Origin of the sequence: Rhabdonatronobacter sediminivivens, from assembly GCF_013415485.1 — a bacterium.
Classification (GTDB): domain Bacteria; phylum Pseudomonadota; class Alphaproteobacteria; order Rhodobacterales; family Rhodobacteraceae; genus Rhabdonatronobacter; species Rhabdonatronobacter sediminivivens.
In genome coordinates this window covers 1-21,934 of the sequence record NZ_JACBXS010000045.1, presented here as the reverse complement: position 1 = coordinate 21,934, position 21,934 = coordinate 1, and the positions used below count along the sequence as shown (strand labels likewise).

The window sequence follows — 21,934 nt, the reverse complement described above, 5'->3', positions numbered from 1 at the left end:
CCCGATCCGGGCACCATGACGGTGGCCGAAGAGTTCGCCGCCCGTGACCCGCGCATCCGCGCCATCCGCATGCCCGAAAACGCCGGCGCCTATGTGGCGCGCAACCACGGGCTGGACCTTGCACGCGGCGACTTCGTCACCCTCCATGATGCCGATGACTGGGCGCATCCGCTGCGCATCGAAACCCAGGTCCGCCATCTGCAGGCCCACCCCGAGATGCTGGGCTGTCTGAGCCTGCAGGCGCGCATCCGCAATGACCTGCGCTTCACCCGCTGGACGGGGCAGGGGATCTTCATCATCCCCAACACATCCTCCTTCATGTTCCGCCGCGCGCCGGTGGCGCGCGATTTCGGCGGCTGGGACCGGGTGCGCATTTCCGCCGACAATGAATTGATCCGCCGCATCCGCCATGTCCATGGTCAGGGCGCGGTAGAGCAGCTTCAGGGCGGGCCGCTGGCCTTTCAGCGCGATGGCGACAGCTCGGTCGTGGCCGATGAATTTCTGGGCATCAACGGCTTTCTTTACGGCGCGCGCCGCGCCTATGCCGAGGCGCAGACCCGCCACCGCGACCGCAGCGCAGAAGCCGGCGCCCTGCACTATAGCGGCACCGCGCGCCCCTTTCCCGCCCCCGCCATCCTGCACCCCGACCGCCCCGCCCGCGACCGCGCGCGCCATATCCCCGTGGTGCTGGGCTCGGAATTCCGCATGCGCGGGGGCAGCGTCAATTCCTGCCTGGAGGAAATGACCTTTCACCGCCGCCACGGGCTGGGGCTGGGGGTGATGGAGCTGTTTCGCTATGATCTCTATGCCACCGAACCCCGCACCGCCATGCTGGACGCGGTGCGCGACCGGATCGACGGGCAGGTGATCGAACAGGTGGTTTACGGCGATCATGTCTCCTGCGATCTGCTGCTGCTGCGCTATCCGCCCTGCCTGTGGCATGACCAGCGCTACCTGCCGCAGATCAAGGCGCGCGAGATCAAGGTGATCGTCAACCAGCCGCCCATGAGCGATTACGGCCCCGAAGGCGTGCCCCGCTATGACATCGCCGCCTGCGCCGCCAATATCCGCCGCTGGTTCGGGCGCGAGGCCACCTGGCACCCGATCGGCCCGCTGGTGCGCGCGGCGCTGGTCACCCACCACGGGGCCGAACTGGGCGCGATCGACCTGGCCCCTGACGACTGGCACAACATCATCGATATTTCAGGCTGGGAAACCCCCGCCGCCCCCGCGCCCCACCCGCAGGGCAAGCTGCGCATCGGCCGTCATGCCCGCGACCATGCCCATAAATGGCCCGCCAGTGCCGCCGATATCCTGGCCGCCTACCCCGAAAGCGACGACACCGAGGTGCATGTGCTGGGCGGGGCAGGCACGGCTGAGAGGATCCTGGGCCGGATACCGCCGAACTGGGTGGTGCACCCTTTCGGCGCCCTGCCCCCGCGCGATTTCCTGGCCGGGATCGATGTCTGGATCTACTTCGCCCATCCGCATTGGATCGAAAGCTTCGGGCGCACCATCATCGAGGCCATGGCCGCCGGGGTGCCCGTGATCCTGCCCGAAGAGTATCGCGTGCTGTTCGGCGATGCGGCGCTTTACGCCACGCCGCAGACGGCGGTGGCGCTGGCGCGCAAGCTCCACGCCGACCCGGCGGCGCGGGCCGCCCAGGTCGCCCGCGCCCGCGCCCATGTGGCGCGTCATTACAGCCATGATACCCATGCCGACCGGCTGCGCGCGCTGGGGATTGCCCTGCCCGGGGACGGACCAGACCCGCGCCGCGTGGCGTCATGAGGCCCGGCAGCCCGCGCGCTGGACAAGGCCGCCCATGGCTGGCAAAGGGGCGCGGGTATCCGGTGCTGACACAGGAACTGGCCCGGGAACTGGCACGGAAACTGGCAGGACCCGCTCTGCAACCGGCACGGCACGGCACAGGACAACAGACCAGATGACGCCCCCTTTCCCTCCCCCTTTCCCAATGCCCGATACCCGCACCCCATGGCGCAGGAGGCCCGGCCCCCGGCGCAGGCCGGGCCTGCAGCCGGGTCGATGAAGGCAGGGGCAACAGGACAGTGACCGCGCCATGAGTCTGGTGATCCATATCGGCCTGCGCAAGACGGGCACAACCTATCTGCAACAGGTCCTGGCGCAGAACCGCGGCCCCCTGGCCGAACGCGGGCTGCTCTATCCGGACCCCGCCTCCGGGCTGGCGGCCGGCAGCGGCCCGGCGCATCATTTCCTGGCCCATGCACTGCGAAACTGGCGGGTGAAATACACGCCCGCCGACCCGTTCGACCGGCTGGAGGCCCATGTCGCCGCCCTGCGCGCCGAACTGGCCGACCATGCCGGGACCGGCGTGCTCAGCAGCGAGGATTTCTCACGCCTGAACGGCAAGCAGATCACGGCCCTGCGCACGCTCTTTCCCGAAAGGGACGTGCGCATTCTGGTCTATCTGCGCCGTCAGGACCAATGGCTGGACGCGCTCTACGGGCAGGTGCTCAAGGTGGGCCGCCAGGTGGAGATGGACAGCTTCATCGCCCGCAACCGCGCGCGGCTGGACTATGCGGCCCTGCTGGACCCCTGGGCGCAGGCCTTTGGCGCGGAAAACCTGATCGTGCGCCCCTATGAAGGCTTCGAAGAGGGCGGCCTGTGGGAGGATTTCTGCACCGCCCTGGACTGCCCCGCCGCCGCCGCCCTGCCGCTGACGGACGCCCAGGTCAATGTCAGCCTGTCCTACGAGGCGGGGATGTTCCTGGCCTCGGTCAGCGATGGCGCCCGCCGCCAGCGCCTGCGCCAGCTGCTGGAAGAAGGCGAAGCCGCCACCCCCCGCCGCCCGGTGCTGAAATACCTGAAAGCAGAGCAGGCCCGCACCCTGCTGGCCGATCACGCCGACAGCAACGCCGAAATCGCGCGGCGCTATCTGGGCCGCGACAGGCTGTTCGCCGATACACGCCCGCTGCCGCAATACCGTCGCCGCCCCGCGGTGTTGCGCCACGCGGTGGTGGCCGGGCATCTGCTGCGCGGGCTGCTGGCCACCCGGCGGGGCCGACGGATGCGCCCCGACGACAGCTCACACAACGGCGGCTGACACAACGGCGGCTCACACGGCGGCAGCTCACACGGCGGGCAGCCCCACCTCAGACATAGGGCCAACCACATCTGGCCAACCGCGCGCCTGCGCGTTGCGCGAATCGCAATATCATGCATATCTGAACCCTGTTAATTTCAGAATGTTGCGTTGGCATGTCCGTTTTCCGTCATTTTCTGCATTCCGGCGGCCCCGCGACATTCCACAAGGCACAATTTGACACTGCCCCCGCGCGCGTGATGGCGGGGGCCTGACTGGGGGCAGATCATGGCGATTTCCAGAACCGGTGCAGTCTTCGAAGATGGCACATCCTTCATCTACGGGTTTACCGATGGCGCGGGGCGGCTGGAGGTTTCGGACGGCCTTGTGCTGACGCTTGCCTCCGACAGCGGGGGCGGCCCCTTCCTGTCGGCGGGCCGGTCCGGCGGCGGCCCCCCCGACCCCGAGGCCCTGGGCGAAATCATCCTCCGCGACCCGGGCAGCCTGCTTGAGGTGATCTCGGCCGGGTCGCCCGATATGGGCGCCACCCTGACCATCGGGCGCGATGCGGGCGCGCGCGGGCTGATGCAGGTGCGCGATGGCGCCAGTTTCCGCCTGGAGGATCCGTTCGGCGCCGACAATTCCGATGCCACCGGCGGGGGTGAGGCCGCCTGGATCGGCCGCGGCCCGGATGCCGAAGGGCGGCTGGAGGTCATCGACGGGGAGTTCCGCCTGGCCGGGACCGGCGCCATGCTGGAGGTCGGGCGCGATGGCGGCACCGGCAGCCTGCGGCTCGCCGATGGCGCGGGCTTCGTGGTAGAGACCACCTCGGCCGGGGCGGATGATTTCACCGCGCTGCGCATCGGCCGCGACGGTGGCAGCGGCAGCATGGAGATCACGGATTCCTTTGCGCTGGTGCAGGCGGGGTTGAACGGGGGCGGGGCCGTCGATGTGGGGCGTCAAGGCGGTACCGGCAGCCTGGAGATCAGCGGCAGCGCCGAGGCTCCCAACCGCGATGGCCTGTTTCTGGTGGGCAATGCCTATTCGCCCTTTGTCGAGGCCCGCGTGGGCCATCAGGACGGCACCGGCAGCCTGAGCATGGACGGCGGGTCGCTGGCGGTGGTCAACAGCGGGGTCGAGGTACTGCGCGAAGGCGGCAGCACTCCCTGGCAAGGGCCGGGCGAAAAGGGGGGCTCGGCCCGGCTGTCGGTGGGGCGTGACGGCGGCACCGGCAACCTGGAGGCCGAGGGCGGCGCAATCTTCGTCGGCGGGCGCGAAAGTGCCGAACTGGCCCTGGGCGTGGATGGCGGTACCGGGCAGATGCGGCTGGACGGCGGCGCCATGACCCTGCGCAGCTTTGCCCAGAATGCCGGGATGATGATCGGCGAATGGCATAACGGCGAGGCCGAGGGCGCGCTTCTGCTGGAGAACGGCGCGACCCTGCGGGCGGAAGGGCATCGCAGCGCCTTCGCCACCATCGGCCGCTGGGAAGGCAATGACGGCACGCTGCGCGTCGAAAGCGGCAGCACCCTTGCCCTGATCGCCGATGTGCACAGTGCCGACCTGAACATCGGGCGCAACGGCGCCACCGGGGCGGTCCATCTGACCGGCAGCACGCTCGAGATGGCCGCGCCCATGCGCGCCGGCGATGGCACGCCCCTGGAGGACACCTTTGCCTGGGTGCTGGTGGGCACCGAAGGCGGCACCGGCAGCCTGGTCTTCGACAATACGCAGGCCAGCATCACCGCCGGCCAGGGCGCGGGCTTTCGCATCGGTACCCGCTGGACCGATACCGAAGACAACACCGGCACCGGCAGCGTGACCTTGCAGAACGGGTCTGTGGTCTTTGCCGAGGCCCTGCTGGAGGGAACGAATTTCTGGGTCGGCGGCGGCGCGGGCTCCTATGGCGAGGCGCGGATCCTCTCGGGGTCGGTGCTGGATCTGAGCGGCAACGGCTGGGTGCCGGTGGGCTATGCCAGCCCCGGCCTGACCCCCGGCGGCACGGGGCTGCTGGAGATCGACGGCGCGGGCGCGCTGCTGACCGGGGTGCGGTCGATGACGGTCGGCGGGCGCGGCTCCGACGGCACGATGCTGATCAGCGACGGCGGGCGCGCGCTGATCGGCGGGCTGGATGTTGACCGGAGTGTCTTCGTCGATTTCGGCTGGCAGGCGGACGGGCGCGGCGAGCTGGCCATGACCAATGCGCTGATGTCGGTGCAGGCGGGCACTGCCGAAAACGCAGGCCAGTCCGAAACCGGGGCGGGGGTCAATATCGGCACCGCAGGCGGCACCGGGCTGGCCGGCATCACCGGCGCGCGCGCCACCGACCCGGATGCACCCCACGGGCTGATCGTGCTGGGCAATGCCGAAAGCGATTTTGCCTTTGTCGATATCGGGCGGGGCGCGGGCAGCGAGGGCACGGCCCATGTGCGCGGCGCCTTCTTCGGCGCGCAGAATGACGGCACCACATTCGGCGCCGCCGGGCCGATCGACCTGGACGGGGACGGCGGCTATGCGGGGGTCCGGATCGGGCGCGAGGGGGGCACGGGCACCCTTGATATCGGCGGGAGTGCCAGGCTGTTCGCCATTTCCGGGGCCGATGACAGCGCCGAAATCCTGGTGGGCCGGGGCGCTGATGCCGCAGGCGTGCTGACGGTTTCGGACAACACGCAGGTGGATATCATCGCGCGCCAGTTCGATGCCTGGCTGCTGGCGGGGAGCGAAGGCGGGGCCAGCGGCACAATCACCATCGCCGACAGCCCGGTGCTGATCGATGCCGCGCGCAATGGCGGCATCCGGCTGGGCACCAGCTGGTTCGACACCCCCGATCAGGTCGGCACGGGGCGTCTGGTGCTGGAGGATGGCGCGGATGTGACCATCCGCGCGCAGGGGAGTGTCGCCAATCTCTTCGTGGGCGGCGGTGCGGGGTCGGTTGCCCGGGCGGATCTTCGCGATGCGACCGTCACCATGGAGGGCGATGCCCACCGGCTGGTGATCGTGGGCGGCACCCCGGCGTTCCTGTCCGGCACGGGCGGCGAGGGGGAGCTCTGGTTGCGGGACGGGGCGCGGCTGGACGGCGCGCGCGACATTCTGGTGGGCACCAATGGCGGCACCGGACGGCTGGATCTGGCCGGCGGCGCGCAGATCGCGCTGGAAGATGCCGGCGGCGGACGCGCGGGGCAGACGGTGCTGGGGGTGGGGATCGGCCGGGTGCGCGCCGATGAAGCCGATACCGGCGCGACGGGCAGGATGTTCCTGACCGGCAGGAATACTGCTGTGGATATTTCCGCCGCTGAACACGCCCGCATGATTGTCGGCAGCAGCGGCGGCGAGGGGAGCGCTCTGGTCAGCACTGACGCCGGAATAACGCTGGACGGCCCGGTTGCCGCGCTGGAAATTGGCGTCAACGGCGGGACAGGCCGGATGACCGTTTCGGACCCCGGCGCGCGCGTCAGCCTGTCTGGCGATGACGCGCGCATCCATATCGGCCGTGAGCTGATCGCCGATGCCGCCAGCGAAGGCGGCGGCGCCGGCAGGCTGCGTATCGGCACCGGCGCTGAGGTCCAGGCCGCCACCAAGGTCGAGGTCGGCGATGCCAGCGCGAATTCGGCCATGCTGGCCATGGCAGGCGGGCGGCTGGTCACGCCGCTGGTCGAGGTCCATGCAGGCACAAGCCTTCAGAACAATATGCTGCTGGGCTGGGGCGAGATCGCCGGCACCGCAGGCCAGCCCGCGCTGCTGCTGTCCGGCTCCAGCTTCTTTGTGGGCGACAGGATTGACGCGGCCAACGCGCGGGTGACCGACACCGGCCGGATGGAGATCACTGGCAACGTGGTGGCGCAGGACAGCGTCATCCATTTCGACATCGGCGCGGGCGGGTATGACCGGGTCGAGGTCACCGGCGCCTTTGCCATGGACGGGGGCACGCTGCAGGTTGCCGCGCTGGCGGGCGCGCAGGCGCTGCTGGAGGGCGGCAGCCTGCGGTTGCTGGCGGCCAGTGACGGGATCTTTCTGCAGGATGTCGATGTCATCGGAACCCTGCCCGATGGCACCATGATCGAAACCGAGTTCCGCAACAGCGGCACCGAGCTCTGGGCCGTGCTGGAAGGCTCCGGCAGCCCTGGAATCCCCCTGCCGCCCGGTTGGCGCGACTGGCTGGACTGGATCGGCGGCGGCGGCGGCGCGCCCCCGCCCGCGCCCCCCGCCGGGCGCACCGATGTCATCGCCGACCCGCATCTGATCACCCTGGACGGGCTGGCCTATGACTTCCACGCGGCGGGCGAGTTTGTCCTGCTGCGCGAAATCGGTGGCACCGGGTTCGAGGTGCAGGCCCGCATGGCCCCAGTGGGGGTGAATGCGTCCGAAAACGTGGCCGCCGCCGTGCGGCTGGACGGGGGCGCGGTGATGGTCGATGCCGCCACCCCCGGCAGCGTGCTGGTCAATGGCACGGCGGTGGCGCTGGCCCCGGGGCAGTCCCGTGCGGTGGGCGATGACCTGATCCTGCGCACCGGCGACACCTGGCATCTGATCCACCGCCATGGCGACCCCGAGGGCGACAGCATCAGCACCGCCTCGATCACGGTGGTGGAGGGGCGGCTGGATATCACCCTCTTTGTCGATCCCGCGCTGGCCGGGCAGGTCGAAGGGCTGCTGGGCAATTTCGATGGCGACCCCGAGACCGACCTGACCCTGCCCGATGGCACCCCGATCAGCCGCCCCCTGGTCTTTGGCGATGACCCCGAGGCCGGCGTGCTGGGGCTTTACGGTGCCTTCCGTGACGGCTGGCGCGTCAGCGACACCGACCAGAGCCTGTTCACCTATGGCCCGGGCGCGGGGCCGGACAGTTTCTTCCTGCCCGATTACCCCACGGCCATGGTCACGCTGGAGGATTTCGACGCCGCCGCCATCGCCGCCGCCCGCGACACCCTGGCCGAGGCCGGGCTGGCGCCGGGCACCGTCGCCCATGACAATGCGCTCTTCGATCTGCTGGTCACCGGCAACCCGGCCTATGTGGATGCGGCGGTGAGTTTCCAGGCCCGGCAGGAGGCCGCCCCCGATACCGCCCCCGATCCGCTGCCCGCCCCGGTCGAAGGCGGCGCGCTGGAGGGGCTGGTCAGCCTCTCGGGGCAGGTGCTGGGCGTGGGCGGCGCGGCGCTGGAGGGCACGCGCATCAGCTTCACCCCCGCCGGGCGCAGCAGCGCCCACCTGCGCGAGGCCGGGGCCGATGGCAGTTTCGGCTTCGACCTGCTGGCGGACCCCGCGGGCGGCAGGATCAGCGCCAGCCGCCCCCATGACCCGGCCAGTGACAGCCGCCCCACCGCGCTGGATGCGCTGGAAGTGCTGCGCCTGGCCGTGGGCCTGACCCCGAGTTTCGGCGCGGCCACCCCCGAGGCCTTCATCGCCGCCGACCTGAACCGCGACGGCGCAATCACCGCCCTGGACGCGCTGGAGGTGCTGCGCGCCGCGGTGGGGCTGGACAGCGCCAACGCGCCGCGCTGGGTGTTCATCGATGCGCAGGCGGATCTGTCGGATGCGGCGCGGGACAGCGTGCCGCAGGATACCGGGGTGATGCTGGACGCGCTGCCCGCCGCGGGCGCCGATATCGCCCTGACCGGCATCCTGCTGGGCCATCTGAGCGAATTCGCCTGACGTCTGGCACCTGCCCCCCCCCGGCCCCCGTGCCCGACCCCCGTGCCAGGCGCGCGGGCCGGGGGTGGGCCGGGAGCAGGCTGGCCGGGCTGGGGCGGGCCATTGCGGCGCCCATGGCCCGCGCCGCCCGGGCGCGGGTCAGTTCAGCAGGTCCTCATGCCGGGTGATGGCATCCTCGATATCGTCGAAATACTCCAGCTGCCCCTCATGCAGCACCAGCCCGCTGTCGCAGAAATTGCGCATGTCATTCATGGAATGGCTGACCATGATCGCACCGGCGCGGGCCATGCGGGCGCGAAAGACCTCGCGGCTCTTGCGCTTGAACTTGGCATCGCCGGTGCCGGTGACCTCGTCGATCAGATAGGTATCAAAGGGGATGCCCATGGCCACGCCAAAGGCCAGCCGCGAGCGCATCCCCGAGGAATAGGTGCGCAGCGGCATGTTGAAATGCTTGCCGATCTCGGCGAAATCCTCGACGAAATCGACCAGGGCATCGCTGTCCACGCCATAGGCCCGCGCCAGAAAGCGGGTGTTCTGCAGCCCGGTCATGTCCTTGTGGAAACTGTTGGCCGAACCGATCGGCCAGGAGATCTCGCCCCGCCGGATCACCCGGCCCGAGGTCGGCTGCATGGTCCCGGCGATGATCTGCAGCAGCGTGGACTTGCCCGCCCCGTTGCGCCCCAGCAGCCCCAGCGAATGGCCCTCCGGCATCACGATGCTCAGGTCATCGATGACGATGCGGTATTCGCCATGCACCCAGTATCCCTTGGTGACGTGTCTCAGTTCGATCATGCATCCTGCCCGTTCAGACGGCCCCGCCTGCGCCCCGGTTCCGTTTGCCGATATGGGGGCGCGCGCCGGCGCGTGCCAGCCTGCCCCCTATCCCCGATCCCGCAGGCTGTAATAGACCAGCGCCAGCACCGCCCAGGTCATCAGCGCGAAAAAGGCCGTCAGCCCCACCAGCAGCAACCGGCGCGGGTAATCGGCCCGCTGCGCCAGCGTGGGGCGCACGAAGGTCGCCAGATAGATCTGCTGGCGCTCGGCGTTCGAGCGCGCCTGCTCCAGCGCGGTCAGCGCGGCGCGATAGTTTTCCTCGCTGAATTCCTGATCCACGCGCAGGCTTTCGTATTGCGCCAGCAGGCTGGGGTAATCGGTATTGTCCACGGTGACATCCTGCGCGGCAAAGCTGCGCCGTTCCTCGGTGATGCGGTCGCGGATCACGGTGATGCGGCGCTCGGCGTTGCGCAGGCGGGGGTCGTTGCTGTCGGCGCTTGGCAGCAGCAGGTCGTAATCCACCAGCGCCTGGGCCAGTTGCTGCTGCAGGTTGTTGAGCACCCCCATCCGCCCCTGGATATCGGCGGCGGGGTCGATGATCTGGGTGCGGGCGCGGAATTCGGCGATCGCCTCGCGCGCGGCGCGCAGCCGTTCCAGCGCCTCTTCGAGGTCCAGCTGGGCATTGGCCATGCTGTCGCGTCGGGCGGCCTCGTTGAGCATGTTGATCATCGCCTCGCTTTCGGCGACGACCGCCCGGGCGATGGCCTGGGCGGTGTCCGGATCACGGGCGCGGGCTTCGACCATGATCAGCCCCGAGGACCTGTCATAGGTGATGCGCACCATGCGCTTCCAGAACCACAGCATGTCCTCGATCGTGGCCCCGGGCCAGATGGAGAACACCGGATCGGCGGGCCAGGTGGCCGAATAATGCGCCACCAGATCGACATGGTCGTTGACGGCCTCGACGATCTCCTGGCTCTGGATGAATTCGAACAACAGGTCGCTGTTGCCGCTGCTGCCCCCGCCCACCAGCTGGGTCAGCCCGCCCAGCAACTGGCTGGCCGCGCCGGTTTCCTCCTGGCGGATGGTGAACCCGGCGGTCGAGGCATACTGATCCTGGGCAAAGGTCCACAGATAGGCCGCCGCCAGCACCACCGGCAGCACCACCAGGACAATCAGACTGAGCGCCAGCCCGTGATGGCGCCGCCGCACCCGGGCCCGCCCGGCCATCTTTCCCGCGCGCCCCGCATCCGTCTTGGCCGCATCCGTCTTGGCCGCACCTGACTTGGCCGCACCTGTCCTGGCCGCGGACGCGGGCGCCTTTTCGGCATCTGGGGCATCCCTGGCCACGTCGGTCACTCCATGACGCCGGAGAATTGATCCGGCTGGCGGTTTTCTACATAGTCCGCGCAGCAAAGGCCAGCATCAGGAGGCTCCGCTGCCAACCGATTCCCCCGAACTGCCCGCAGCCCTGCAGCGCCATCGCGGCCGCTGGTATGGCGTGGCGGCCATGCGCAGCATTGCCGCGCTGATGCTGCGCGAGATGGGCGCGCGCTACGGGCGCACGCCGGGCGGCTATGTCTGGGCCCTGCTGGAACCGCTGGGCATGATCATCATCCTCAGCTTCGCCTGGTCGCTGCTGGCGCGTTCTCCCAGTCTGGGGACCAGCTACCTGCTGTTCAAGGGCACGGGGCTGCTGACCCTGCATATGTTCACCACCCTGGGCAATCAGGTCGGCCGCGCGATGCTGTTTTCCAAGGCGCTGCTGTTCTATCCCCGGGTCACCTGGATGGATGCGATCATCGCGCGTTTCGCGCTCAATCTGCTGGTCACCATGGCGGTCATGACCATCATCCTGACCGGGATCATGATCTACGAGGATATCCGCACGGTGCTGGACTGGGGCCGGATCGCACAGGCGGTGGTGCTGACCGCGCTGGTGGGGCTGGGGGTGGGGTGCCTGAACTGCTATCTGTTCCAGCGTTTTCCGGTCTGGCAGACCATCTGGGCCATCCTGACCCGGCCCCTGTTCATCATCTCGGGGATCATCATCATCTACGAGGATTTCCCCCCCATCGCGCAGGCGGTGCTGTGGTACAATCCGATCCTGCACCTGACCGGGATCATGCGCGACGGGTTCTATCCGATCTACACGCCGCAATATATCTCGCTGATCTATATCGGGCTGTGGATCGTCATTCCCATGGTGGTGGGGCTGCTGCTGCTGCGCCAGTTCCACCGCGACCTGCTGAACCGCTGAGCGGCGCGCGCGATGTCCACCGGGGACGGCACGCCATCAGACGCCAGGAAGGACGACGGGCAGGGCGGGGGCAGCCCTCAATTCTCGGTGATCATCCCGTTCCGCGATGCGCAATCCACCCTGCCGGAGGCGCTGGCCTCGCTTGCCGCGCAGACCGACCCCGATTGGGAGGCGCTCTTGATCGATGATTCGTCGCGCGATGGCTCGGTCGCGCTGGTGCGTGCCGCCGCCGAGGCCGATCCGCGCCTGCGGCTGATCCATGATCCGGCCCAGAGCGCCCCGCGCGGGGTGGCGGCCACGCGCAACATCGGCATCGCCGCCGCGCGCGGGGCCTATGTGGCGCTGCTGGATGCCGATGACCGCTGGCTGCCCGAAAAGCTGGCGGCACAGCGCCGCGCCTTCGAGGCCGGTGCCGATATCGTGTTTTCCGCCTATCGCCGGGTCGATGCGCAGGGCCGCTCCCTGGGCGAGGTGCCCGCCCGCCCGCGCGTGCTCTGGGCCGATGCGCTGGCGGGCAACCCCATCGGCGCCCTGACCGGCGCCTGGCGGCGCGCGCGCTTCCCTGATGCGCGGATGCCCGCGCGCGCCATGCACGAGGATTACGCCTTCTGGCTGTCCCTGCTGCGCGATGGCGCGGTGGCCCATGGCCTGCCGCAGGTGCTGGCCGAATACCGGGTGGCGCCGGGCTCGGCCTCGGCCAACAAGGTCCGGGCAGCGGGCGCGGTCTGGGCGCTCCTGCGCGACGAGGGCCTGCCCCTGCCGCGCCGCAGCCTGAACTTCCTGCGCTATGCCCTGGGATCGGTGCTGCGGCGGCTGTAACCGGGCGCGGGCCGTTCAGAAGGCGCGCGCCCCCGGCGTGGGGAAAGGGCGGCCGCGGGGGGCTTGAGTATTTGGGGCAAGATGAAGACAGGGCGGGGCGCCCGGAGAGCATAGCCCCCACCCTTTTGCCTTTGCCTGCGCCGGGGCGGGGCGTGCCCTGCTCTAGCGGCGCTCAGGGGGGCGGCGCAGGATCAGCAGGCGGGCCAGTTCCGCCAGTTCCACCCCCCAGAGCTGCATCCGCACCCGGCAGGCCGTGGCCTTCCAGCGCCAGGGGTGGGGACCCAGCAGATAGGCCGCCATCTCGCGCACCGGCGGGACCAGGCTGCGCAGGGTCCACAGAAGGCGGCGCAGGGGCGGGCCGCTGGCCACCTGCCCGCCCTTGATCCGGCGGGCCTTGGTCTCCAGGGCGGTGCGGCTGGCGCGGGCGGGGTGGTGGACGGCAGCGCCGGGCACATAGCGCATGGGCACGCCTGTGCGCCCGGCGCGGCGGCAGAATTCGGCATCCCCCCCGGACAGCCGCGCGGCATCGAAGCCGCCCAGGCGCGCAAACAGCCCCCGCGCCAGCGCCAGATTGGCCGTGGCGCCATAGCCGCGGCGCACGAACGCCGCCTGCGGGATGCCGCGCACCGTGTCGAAGATTGCCCAGGGCGTGGGGGCGGGGCCCGGGTCCAGCACCACCGGCCCGGCCAGGATGGCGCCGGGATGGGCCCGGAGCGCTTCCGCCATGGCCGCCAGCCAGTCCGGCGCGGGGCGGCAATCGGCATCGGTAAAGACCAGATGCCCCCCGCGCGCCACCGCCGCGCCCGCATTGCGCGCCGCATAGGACCCGGGCGCGGCACAGGGCAGCAGTTGCGCGGTAAAGGGCAGGGGCGACAGCGAGGACAGGGGGGGCAGCGGCGCGGGCCCATGGGGGTCGTTGTCCACCACGATCAGCTCGAAGGTGCCGGGGGTCAGCCCCTGCTGCGCCGCCAGTGCGGCCAGCAGCACCGCCAGCACCGCCCCGTCACGATAGACCGGCACGATGACCGAAAGCTGCGGCTCCGTCATCGCCCGCTGCCCGGGCGCGGGCGCAGAAGCTCTGCCCCCGCCTCCGGCCGCCCCTCCTCCGGCGCCCTGTCGGACATGCCGGCCAGCGCCAGATAGCGCGCCGCGGCCCGGGCGGCGCTGAAGCGCTGCGCCGCCGCCACGCGCATGCCCGGATCGCCCGGGGCGGCCAGGGTTTCGGCCATGGCGCGGGCCAGGGCGGCCGGGTCGCCGGGCGGGACCAGCCGGCCCAGCCGCCCGCCCTCCAGGATATCGCCCGGGCCACCGGGGCAATGGGTAGAGACCACCGGCACCCCGCTGCCAAGCGCCTCGACCAGCGCCAGCGGGAACCCTTCCCAGCGCGAGGACATCACGAACAGATCCGCCCGCGCCATATAGGGCAGCACATCGGCCACATGGCCGGGCATCTCCACCCGCCCCGCCAGCCCGGCGGCGGCAATCTGCACGGCCAGCGCCGTACGCTGCGGGCCCTTGCCCAGGATGATCAGCCGCGGCGCCCGCGGGCCGGGCCAGCGCGCCAGGGCGGCGATCAGGGTGGCGAAATCCTTCTGCAGGGCCAGCCGCCCCACCGCCAGTATGACCGGATCACCCACGCAGGGCGCGCCATGGGCCAGGGGCGCGCGCCCGGCCAGCCAGGGATGCGCGCAGGGGGCCTGCCGGGCCGCCAGCCGCGCCGGGGTCCAGACCGGGTTCTCGATCACCGTGAAATCGCCGACCGGGCGGCCCATATCGGCGGCCAGCCCGCTGGCCACGCGGCTGGACACCGCCACCAGCGCATCGGGGTGGCCCGGGGTGCGCCCGGCCAGCACCTGACGCGACATCCAGTCGGCGATCCGGTCGCGCCGGCGCGCCATATGCGCCCGTTCCGAAGCCCGGTGCGTGTGAAAGCTCCAGACCAGCCGCGGGGCATCCTGCCCCAGCCCGGCCAGCCCCCGCGCGCTCAGCATCAGCACATTGATGTAATCGCGCGCCGAGATCACCAGATCCGGCCGCGCCCGGCGCAGATAGCCCACCGTGGCGGGCAGGGCCGCGCGCGCGCGCCGGCCGATCCGCACCATGGAACACCCCGGCGGCGGGCTGCGGTCGGTGGCCTCGTCCAGATGCAGCAGGTCCACCGCATGGCCTTCGGCCAGCAGGGCCTCGGCCAGATGCAGCATGACCATGCCGATCCCGCCGCCGCCGATCTCGCCGGGGCTGAGGCAGATGCGCAACCGCGCCCCGCCCCCGCCCGCGGTCTGGTCATCATCTGTGGTCACGGATGTCAGCGCCCCTGCCCTCCTGCAAGCCCGCCGCCCCGGCGCAGCATGTGTCCCGGCCAGCGGCGCACCCGTCCCAGGGCCCCGCGCAGGCTGTGCCAGGGGCTGGCCAGCAGCGCGGCCAGACCATAGCGCGCCGCCAGCGCATATGCCCCGTTGGCCCGGGCAAAGCGCGCCGCCAGCATCGGCCCCTTCTGGCGCAGCCGGGCGCGAAAGCGGTATGGATAGCGGGCAATGGCGGGGGTGTGTTTCGCCAGCACCCGGGCATGGCTGGCGGCGATCTGGCGGGCATCGCGGCCCAGGTCGGATTTGAAATAGCAGCACAGCGGCACAGGGTCGGGCGGATCAGACTCCGGCGGCACCGTGATCCGCCCGCCCGCGCGGATGAAGGTCACGAACCAGTCCAGATCCTGCAACCGGGGCAATTGCGGGTCAAAGCGCCCGGCGATGGCAAAGGCCTCGGCCCGGGCCAGCAGGGTCCAGAGATAGGCGCGCAGGTGGTCCCCCTCCAGCAGGGCGGCCAGCTGGTCGCCCTCGACCCGCTGCGCCCGGGGGCGGCGCGCGCCATGCTGGTCCCAGTCATAGGCGCAGCTGACCCAGATCCGGGCGGGGTCCTCGCCCGCAGCCTCCAGCGCGGCCAGATGCGCGAATTGCACCCGCAGCCGGGCCGGATACCAGATATCCCCGGCATCGAGCCAGGCCAGATACGGCGCCTGAGCCAGATCCAGCAGCCGGTTGCGCGCCGCGGGCCGCCCCATGTTGCGCGCCAGCCGCTCCAGATGCAGCGCCTGCCCGCTGGAGGCGCGGAACCGGTCGCAGACGGCCTGCGCTTCGGCGAAATCCGCAGGCGGCGAGCCGTCATCCACCACCACCACCCGCAGCCGGTTGGCGGGATCATCCAGCCAGTCCTGCGCGGCGATGGAGGTCAGCGCCAGGTCCAGCCCGGCGGGATCGGCGTAATGGGGGATCAGCACATCCAGCCCCGGAGCGGCAGCAGGCGGGAGATCAGGCGCAGCGGGCATGGGCAGCTCCGGAAGGGGCCAGTTCAAGAGGGACCAGGCCGCAGGGCCAGCAGACAGACACAGCGGGCCAGCGGGCCGCCCCGCCGGTTTCCCGCCCGACCCGTGACATACAGGCTGCCGGATCAGGTGCCAAGCCCGCGCGGCATTTCATCTATTCATACAATCAAACTCATATGAAAATTGAATTTGCCAATAGTTATGGCCGCCCATAAGCTTTTCCCGGACAACAGCGGAGACACGGATCGTGTGGACATACTGGAACCCTGTGCGGATCCGTTTTGGCGCGGGCAGCTTCGAACAGCTGGCCGGGCAACTGGCCGGGCGGCGGTATCTGCTGGTGACCTATCCCGACGGGTTCGCCGCCGGGCTGGCCGCGCAGATCACGGCACAGGCGGGGGGGCAGGCGGGGCCGCCGGCGCTGGTGATCGATGACATCGCCCCCAACCCGGACCTGAACGCGCTGGAGCGCCAGGTGCAGCGCCTGACGGCGCTGGAAACCCCGCCGCAGGTGATCGTTGCCCTGGGCGGTGGATCGGTGATCGATTCGGCCAAGGTCTTTGCCGCGGCCGCCCGCGGCGGGCTGGCCCCGGTGCTGGACCATCTGCGCAAGACCCCTGCCCCCGCGCGGTTTGACCCGCTGCCGATCATCGCCGTGCCCACCACCGCCGGCACCGGCAGCGAGGTCACCCACTGGGCCACGGTCTGGGACAGTGCCGCGGGGCGGAAGTATTCGCTGGCCTTGCCCGGGCTTTACCCCGAAGCCGCGATCATCGACCCGGCGCTGATGCTCTCGAAGCCCCGCGGGCTGACCGTCAGCACCGGGCTGGATGCGTTCTCGCATGCGCTGGAAAGCGTCTGGAACCACCATGCCACGCCGGTATCGCGGCTCTATGCCGTGGCCGCCGCGCGCGAGATCATGGCCGTGCTGCCCGCGCTGGCCGCCGATCTGGCCAACCCCGGCCTGCGCGCGCGCATGGCGCAGGCGGCGCTGTTTGCGGGCATGGCCTTTTCGGTGACCAAGACCGCCATCGCGCATTCGATCTCATACCCGATCACGCTGCGCCACGGGGTGATCCACGGGATTGCCTGTTCCTTCACCCTGCCCGCCATCGCGCGCAGCCTGGAAGGGGTCGGCGGCCCGGTGGCCGAAGCGATCGAGGCCGCCCTGGGCGCCCCGCCCGGCCCGGATGCGGCGGCCCGGCTGGAGCGCTTCCTGACCGGGCTGGAGGTATCGACCCTGCCCGGGGATTACGGGATCGACCCGGCAGGGATGCAGGATATGGTCCGCGACGCCTTCGAGGGCGAGCGCGGGCAGAATTTCATCGGCCAGCGCACGGCTTTGCTGGCATCGTTGCAGACCATGGCTTAGAGACTAAAGGCGCGACAGCGGGCGTGGGCCAACAGGCCCGAGGAGGCGCCCGTCACTTCAGAGATCGTCAATGGGGAGGATGACACATGACGACCAAGACCAAGGTAACCGGCGCCACGGCGCTGGCCATTGTCCTGAGCACCGGCACGCTGGCCGCGCAGGACTGCGTTGATCCTGATACGCTGGTGTTCTCGATCATTCCGACCGAGGAAACCACCCAGGAGGTGGACCTCTATGCCCCGGTGATCGCGCGGATGCGTGAAAAGACCGGCAAATCGATCGAATTCTTCATGCCGACCTCCTATTCCTCGGTGGTCGAGGCGATGCTGAACGGCTGGGTGCATGTGGGCGTGCACGGGCCGAACTCCTATGTGATCGCGCGCGACCGCGATGACACGCTGGAGGTCTTTGCCACCTATGCCAAGCTGCCCGGCCATCTGCAGGAAGAAGGCCCGGGCTATCGTGCGGTGCTGATCACGCTGGCCGATTCCGGCTTTGATGATATCGAATCCCTGCGCGGGCAGGTGGTGGCGCTGGCCGATCCGGCCAGCACCTCGGGCAACCTGTTGCCGCGGGTGGTGTTCCAGGACCAGATCGACGTGGAATTCGACGATTTCTTCGACCGCGTCGTCTATAGCGGCGGGCATGACCTGTCGACCCTGGCGGTGCATGAAGGCCGCGTCGATGCCGCCTTCGTGGCCACGCATCGCTTCGACAATGTGGTCGAACGTGGCCTGGTGGCGCTGGAGGAATTCCAGGTGGTCTGGGAGTCCGAGTTCATCCCGCAGGACCCGTTCGTCTATCGCACCGACCTGTGCCCCGAACTGCGCGAGGCCATCCGCGACACCTTCCTGACCCTGCATGAAGACCCCGATGCCGCGGACTTCCTGGCCAATGTGCAATCGGCCCGCTTCGTGCCGATGCAGGACAGCGATTACAACATCATCCGCCAGATCGCGGCCGCACAGGCCGCGCAATAAGGCACGGGGCGCCGGCCACCGCAACAGGGTGGCCGGCCCTTTTCATGTCCGGCGATCCCCGGCCAGAGGGGTCCAGGCTGTTACAGGGAGAGACCATGCCAGTCCTCGAGGTGCGTGACCTGCGTGTGCGCTACAACAACACCGGCCCCGAAATCCTGCGCGGGCTTGATTTCAGCGTCGAGGCCAGCGATTTCTGCGCCGTCATCGGCCCCTCGGGGGCGGGCAAGTCCACGCTGATCCGCTGCATCAACCGCCTGGTCGAACCCTCGGGCGGCAGCATCACGCTCTTTGGCGAGGACATGCTGGCGCTGAATGCGCGCGACCTGCGCCGGATGCGGCGCCGGATCGGCATGATCTTTCAGGAGTTCAACCTGGTCAACCGCATGTCGGTGATGGACAATGTGCTCTCGGGGCGGCTGGGATACACCGGGTCGCTGCGCAGCGTGTTCCGGCTGTTCCCGCGCGAGGATGTCGAAAAGGCGCTGGAGCTTCTGGCCCGGGTCGGCCTGTCGGACCATGTCAACAAGCGCGCCGATGCGCTTTCGGGCGGGCAGCGCCAGCGGGTGGGGATCGCGCGGGCGCTGATGCAGCAGCCGGACCTGCTGCTGCTGGATGAACCGACCTCGGCGCTGGACCCCAAGATCTCGCGCGATGTGATGTCGCTGATCCGCGATCTGGCGCGCGAATTCGACGTGCCGGTGCTGTGCAACATCCATGACGTGCAACTGGCCACCGAATTCTGCAACCGCATCATCGGCCTGCAGGACGGGATCAAGAAATTCGACGGCCCGACCGAAACCATGCAGAAAGCCAACATGGAAGAAATCTACGCCATGGAGGTGCTCTGACATGGCCATGACCGGCACCGGCAAGCCGTCAGGCGGGGGCGCGACTGCTGGCGGGGGCATCCTGTCGGGCGAGGCCGCCACCACCTATTTCGAACGCCGCCGCAACGACCGGATGCGCAAGGCCCTGATCTGGACCGGGGTGGCGCTGGTCCTGCTGTGGTGCATCCAGGTCACCATCATTGCCGATACCGACTGGGAGCGGATCGGCGGGCGCTTCGGGGTGCTGGGCAGTATCGGGCGCTTCCTGCTGCTGGATTTCTCGCTGCTGCCGCATCTGCTGGTGCCGGCCATCGAAACCATGATGATCGCCACGCTGGGCACGATCCTGGGCTGTTTTCTGGCGCTGCCGGTGGCCTGGTTCGGGGCGCGCAACGTGACGCCCAGCCTCTATATCTTCTATCCCATCGGGCGGTTCATGATGGTGCTCAGCCGCTCGGTGCATGAAATCATCTGGGCGATCCTGTTCGTGGGCGCGGTGGGTCTGGGCGCGCTGCCGGGGATCCTGGCGGTGGCGGTGCGCTCCATCGGCTTCATCTCCAAGATCACCGCCGAGGCGATCGAGAACATCGACCCCAAGCCGGTCGAGGCCATCCGCGCCGTGGGCGGCAACCAGTTCCAGGTCATGTATTACGGCATCCTGCCGCAGATCATGCCGGTGGTGCTGGGCACGATCATCTTCGAATGGGACATCAACATCCGCCGCGCCGCGGTGATGGGGCTGGTGGGCGCGGGCGGTCTGGGCCTGGTGTTCTTCCGGCAGATGGCGATGTTCAACTATGGCGGCGTGACCATGGTGCTGCTGGCGATCCTGGTGCTGATCATCATCGGCGAGATCGTCTCGCACTATGCCCGCAAGGCCGTGACATGAGGGACATGATGAGCAGTCAGGACATGAACACGCCCCGCCCCGCCGCCCCGCCCCAATGGACCCGCTTCCCCTTTCCCGAAACGCTGATCCGCTATTCGGCGCTGCTGGGGGTGCTGGTGTTCCTGGCCTGGTCGGTGCATTTCCTGAACCTGGACCTGCAGCGGGTGCTGGGCGCCTTTCCGCGCCTGGGCGCCATTCTGGCCGACCGCTATTTCCCGCCCGAGCTGGGCTTCATCCTGGACCAGCGCTTCCTGATGTCGGTGCTCAACACCATCCAGATGTCGATCCTGGGCGGGGCCTTCGGGGTGCTGCTGGCGATCCCGCTGGCCTGGTTTGCCTCGCATAACGTCACGCTGCACCGCTGGATCTTCTATCCCTTCGGGCGGCTGTCGATCATGGGCTGCCGGGCGATCCATGAAACCATCTGGACGATCCTCTTTGTCACCGTCATCGGCTTTGGCATGTTCGCCGGGGTGCTGGCGCTGACCATGTTCTGCATCGGTTTCGCGGGCAAGCTCTTCTCGGACGAGATCGAGGCCATCGACATGAAACCGGTCGAGGCGCTGCGCTCCACCGGGGCGGGGCCGCTGCAGGTCTTTGTCTTCGGGGTGCTGCCGCAGGTGAAGATCGCCTTCGTGGGGATCTCCATCTACACCTGGGACGTGGCGTTTCGCGCGGCCACGGTGGTGGGCTTCTTCGGCGGCGGCGGCATGGGCTGGTATCTGCAGCGCGCCACCTATGAGCTGCAATCCACCCGGGTGGCGGCGATCCTGCTGACGATCATCGCGCTGGTGTCGATCTCCGAGGTGGTCTCGGGCTGGCTGCGCCAGCGCCTGGCGGGCGAGCGTCTGGCCTGAACCGGGGGCCCGCACGCCTGATCTGAATGGGGCGGCGCGCGCCGCCGCCCTTCACCCCGCGCGTGTCGTCTCGGCGGCCTCCAGAAAGGCGCGCAGCTTCGGGGTGGCGGCCCGGTCGCGCAGCACGGCAATGCGGTATTCGGTGCGCACCGCCCCGCCCGCGATGGCGATGGGGCACAGCCGCGGATGCGCCACGAATTCGAAATCCGCAACGACCCCGATCCCCATGCCCAGTTCCACCGCTTTCCAGACGCCTTCGCGGCTGCCGATCTCCAGCTCCTGCCGGATGCTCAGCCCCGCCCCGGCCATGGCGCGCTCAAAGGCCAGCCGCGTGCTGGACCCCCGCTCGCGCAGCACGCAGGGCTGGCCCTCCAGCTCCTCCAGCGGGACCGAGGTCCGCCCGAACCAGGGATGATCGGCATTGACGAACACCACCACCTCATGAGTGCTGTAGAGATGTGACAGCACGCGCGGGTCCTCGACCGGATGCGCCAGCACGGCAACATCGGCCTCCAGCCCGGTCAGCCGCGCCAGGGTCTGTTCGGAATTGCCGAAGGCGATGCTGATCTCGATCCCCGGATGGCGCTGGCGAAAGGCGGCGATCATGGCGGTGGCGTGGAACGGCCCCACCGCCGCCACCCTCAGATGCCCGGTCTGCAGCTTGCCATGGCCTGAAAGCAGCTCATGCGCCTCCTCGCGCAGCTGCATGATCCGGCCGGTCAGTTCGGTCAGGGCCTGCCCGGCCTCGGTCAGGGCGATCTGGCGGCCCTGGCGCAGGAACAGCTCCACCCCGTAGCTGCTTTCCAGCTCCTTGATCTGGGTGGTCACGGTGGGCTGGCCGATCTTGAGCATCTGCGCGGCACGGGTGAACCCGCCGGTGGTGGCCACGGCGTGAAAGCTGCGCAGATGAGTAAAACCTATCGACATAATCGATGGTTATGATCCTAAATATGAATTTGTCAATGGTTTGACCGGTTTCTATGGTGCCTGCACACGCCCACCACCGAAGAAAGACCTGGCATGACGCACCCCCCTGTTGACGTGAACGCACGCCGTTATCCCTGGCCTTTGGGGCCTGCGGTTGTGATCTGCCTTGACGGGTGCGAACCGGCCTATCTGGAGGCGGC

General features: G+C 69.3%; 16 protein-coding genes. 10 read left to right on the top strand and 6 right to left on the bottom strand.

From position 1 onward, the window contains the following. The 3 genes from HUK65_RS15780 to HUK65_RS15770 form a co-directional block, all read left to right on the top strand. On the top strand, positions 1-1,788 hold a 1,788-nt coding region (locus HUK65_RS15780), incomplete at its 5' end, for a glycosyltransferase (protein ID WP_179907236.1). Between the two features lie 289 nt (positions 1,789-2,077). Further along, the gene (locus tag HUK65_RS15775; RefSeq protein ID WP_179907235.1) at positions 2,078-3,082 is read left to right on the top strand and encodes a hypothetical protein; all 1,005 of its coding nucleotides are present in this window, start codon (positions 2,078-2,080) and stop codon (positions 3,080-3,082) included. Positions 3,083-3,349: 267 nt separating this feature from the next. Then, positions 3,350-8,710 (top strand): VWD domain-containing protein, encoded by a 5,361-nt coding sequence (locus HUK65_RS15770; RefSeq protein WP_179907234.1) that lies wholly within the window; start codon positions 3,350-3,352, stop codon positions 8,708-8,710. A 138-nt stretch (positions 8,711-8,848) separates the two neighbouring features. On the opposite strand, the gene HUK65_RS15765 is transcribed toward HUK65_RS15770, so the two are convergent. Together HUK65_RS15765 and HUK65_RS15760 are read right to left on the bottom strand one after the other, a co-directional pair. Next, positions 8,849-9,502, bottom strand: coding sequence for an ABC transporter ATP-binding protein (locus tag HUK65_RS15765; protein ID WP_179907233.1), 654 nt, complete (start codon positions 9,500-9,502; stop codon positions 8,849-8,851). Between the two features lie 87 nt (positions 9,503-9,589). Then, positions 9,590-10,834, bottom strand: coding sequence for a sugar transporter (locus HUK65_RS15760; protein ID WP_235442200.1), 1,245 nt, complete (start codon positions 10,832-10,834; stop codon positions 9,590-9,592). A gap of 160 nt (positions 10,835-10,994) precedes the next feature. Between HUK65_RS15760 and HUK65_RS15755 the strand changes: the two genes are divergently transcribed. Next, positions 10,995-11,744, top strand: a complete 750-nt coding sequence (locus HUK65_RS15755) for an ABC transporter permease (RefSeq protein ID WP_179907232.1) — start codon at positions 10,995-10,997, stop codon at positions 11,742-11,744. A 12-nt stretch (positions 11,745-11,756) separates the two neighbouring features. Then, positions 11,757-12,563, top strand: a complete 807-nt coding sequence (locus tag HUK65_RS15750) for a glycosyltransferase family 2 protein (RefSeq protein WP_179907231.1) — start codon at positions 11,757-11,759, stop codon at positions 12,561-12,563. Between the two features lie 162 nt (positions 12,564-12,725). Here the strand turns inward: HUK65_RS15750 and HUK65_RS15745 are convergent, their stop codons facing one another. Genes HUK65_RS15745 through HUK65_RS15735 form a run of 3 tightly spaced genes read right to left on the bottom strand, consistent with a single transcriptional unit; the run spans position 12,726 to position 15,885 of the window. Beyond that, positions 12,726-13,610, bottom strand: a complete 885-nt coding sequence (locus HUK65_RS15745; RefSeq protein WP_179907230.1) for a glycosyltransferase — start codon at positions 13,608-13,610, stop codon at positions 12,726-12,728. Continuing rightward, positions 13,607-14,863: a glycosyltransferase gene (locus HUK65_RS15740; RefSeq protein ID WP_179907229.1), complete on the bottom strand. Its 1,257-nt coding sequence runs from the start codon at positions 14,861-14,863 to the stop codon at positions 13,607-13,609. The genes HUK65_RS15745 and HUK65_RS15740 overlap by 4 nt, the downstream gene beginning before the upstream one ends. A gap of 5 nt (positions 14,864-14,868) precedes the next feature. Then, complete coding sequence (locus HUK65_RS15735) at positions 14,869-15,885, bottom strand: glycosyltransferase family 2 protein (RefSeq protein ID WP_179907228.1); 1,017 nt, start codon at positions 15,883-15,885, stop codon at positions 14,869-14,871. A 244-nt stretch (positions 15,886-16,129) separates the two neighbouring features. On the opposite strand from HUK65_RS15735, the gene psrA reads away from it, so the two are divergent. The 5 genes from psrA to phnE (HUK65_RS15710) all read left to right on the top strand — a co-directional run bounded on the left by psrA (position 16,130) and on the right by phnE (HUK65_RS15710) (position 20,807). Beyond that, on the top strand, positions 16,130-17,254 hold the full coding sequence (gene psrA / locus HUK65_RS15730) for an iron-containing alcohol dehydrogenase PsrA (protein ID WP_179907227.1): 1,125 nt from the start codon (positions 16,130-16,132) through the stop codon (positions 17,252-17,254). An 86-nt stretch (positions 17,255-17,340) separates the two neighbouring features. Continuing rightward, entirely contained in the window at positions 17,341-18,234 is an 894-nt protein-coding gene (locus HUK65_RS15725; RefSeq protein WP_179907226.1) for a phosphate/phosphite/phosphonate ABC transporter substrate-binding protein, read from the top strand. 95 nt (positions 18,235-18,329) lie between these two features. Further along, positions 18,330-19,082 carry a phosphonate ABC transporter ATP-binding protein gene (gene phnC / locus HUK65_RS15720; RefSeq protein WP_179907225.1) on the top strand — a complete coding sequence of 251 codons (753 nt, stop codon included), beginning with the start codon at positions 18,330-18,332 and terminating at the stop codon, positions 19,080-19,082. 1 nt (position 19,083) lies between these two features. After that, entirely contained in the window at positions 19,084-19,950 is an 867-nt protein-coding gene (phnE, locus tag HUK65_RS15715) for a phosphonate ABC transporter, permease protein PhnE (RefSeq protein WP_235442199.1), read from the top strand. 8 nt (positions 19,951-19,958) lie between these two features. Beyond that, on the top strand, positions 19,959-20,807 hold the full coding sequence (gene phnE / locus HUK65_RS15710; RefSeq protein WP_235442198.1) for a phosphonate ABC transporter, permease protein PhnE: 849 nt from the start codon (positions 19,959-19,961) through the stop codon (positions 20,805-20,807). A 51-nt stretch (positions 20,808-20,858) separates the two neighbouring features. Here phnE (HUK65_RS15710) and HUK65_RS15705 read toward each other — a convergent pair whose 3' ends face one another. Next, positions 20,859-21,734, bottom strand: coding sequence for a LysR substrate-binding domain-containing protein (locus HUK65_RS15705; protein ID WP_179907223.1), 876 nt, complete (start codon positions 21,732-21,734; stop codon positions 20,859-20,861). Between the last annotated feature and the right edge of the window lie 200 nt (positions 21,735-21,934).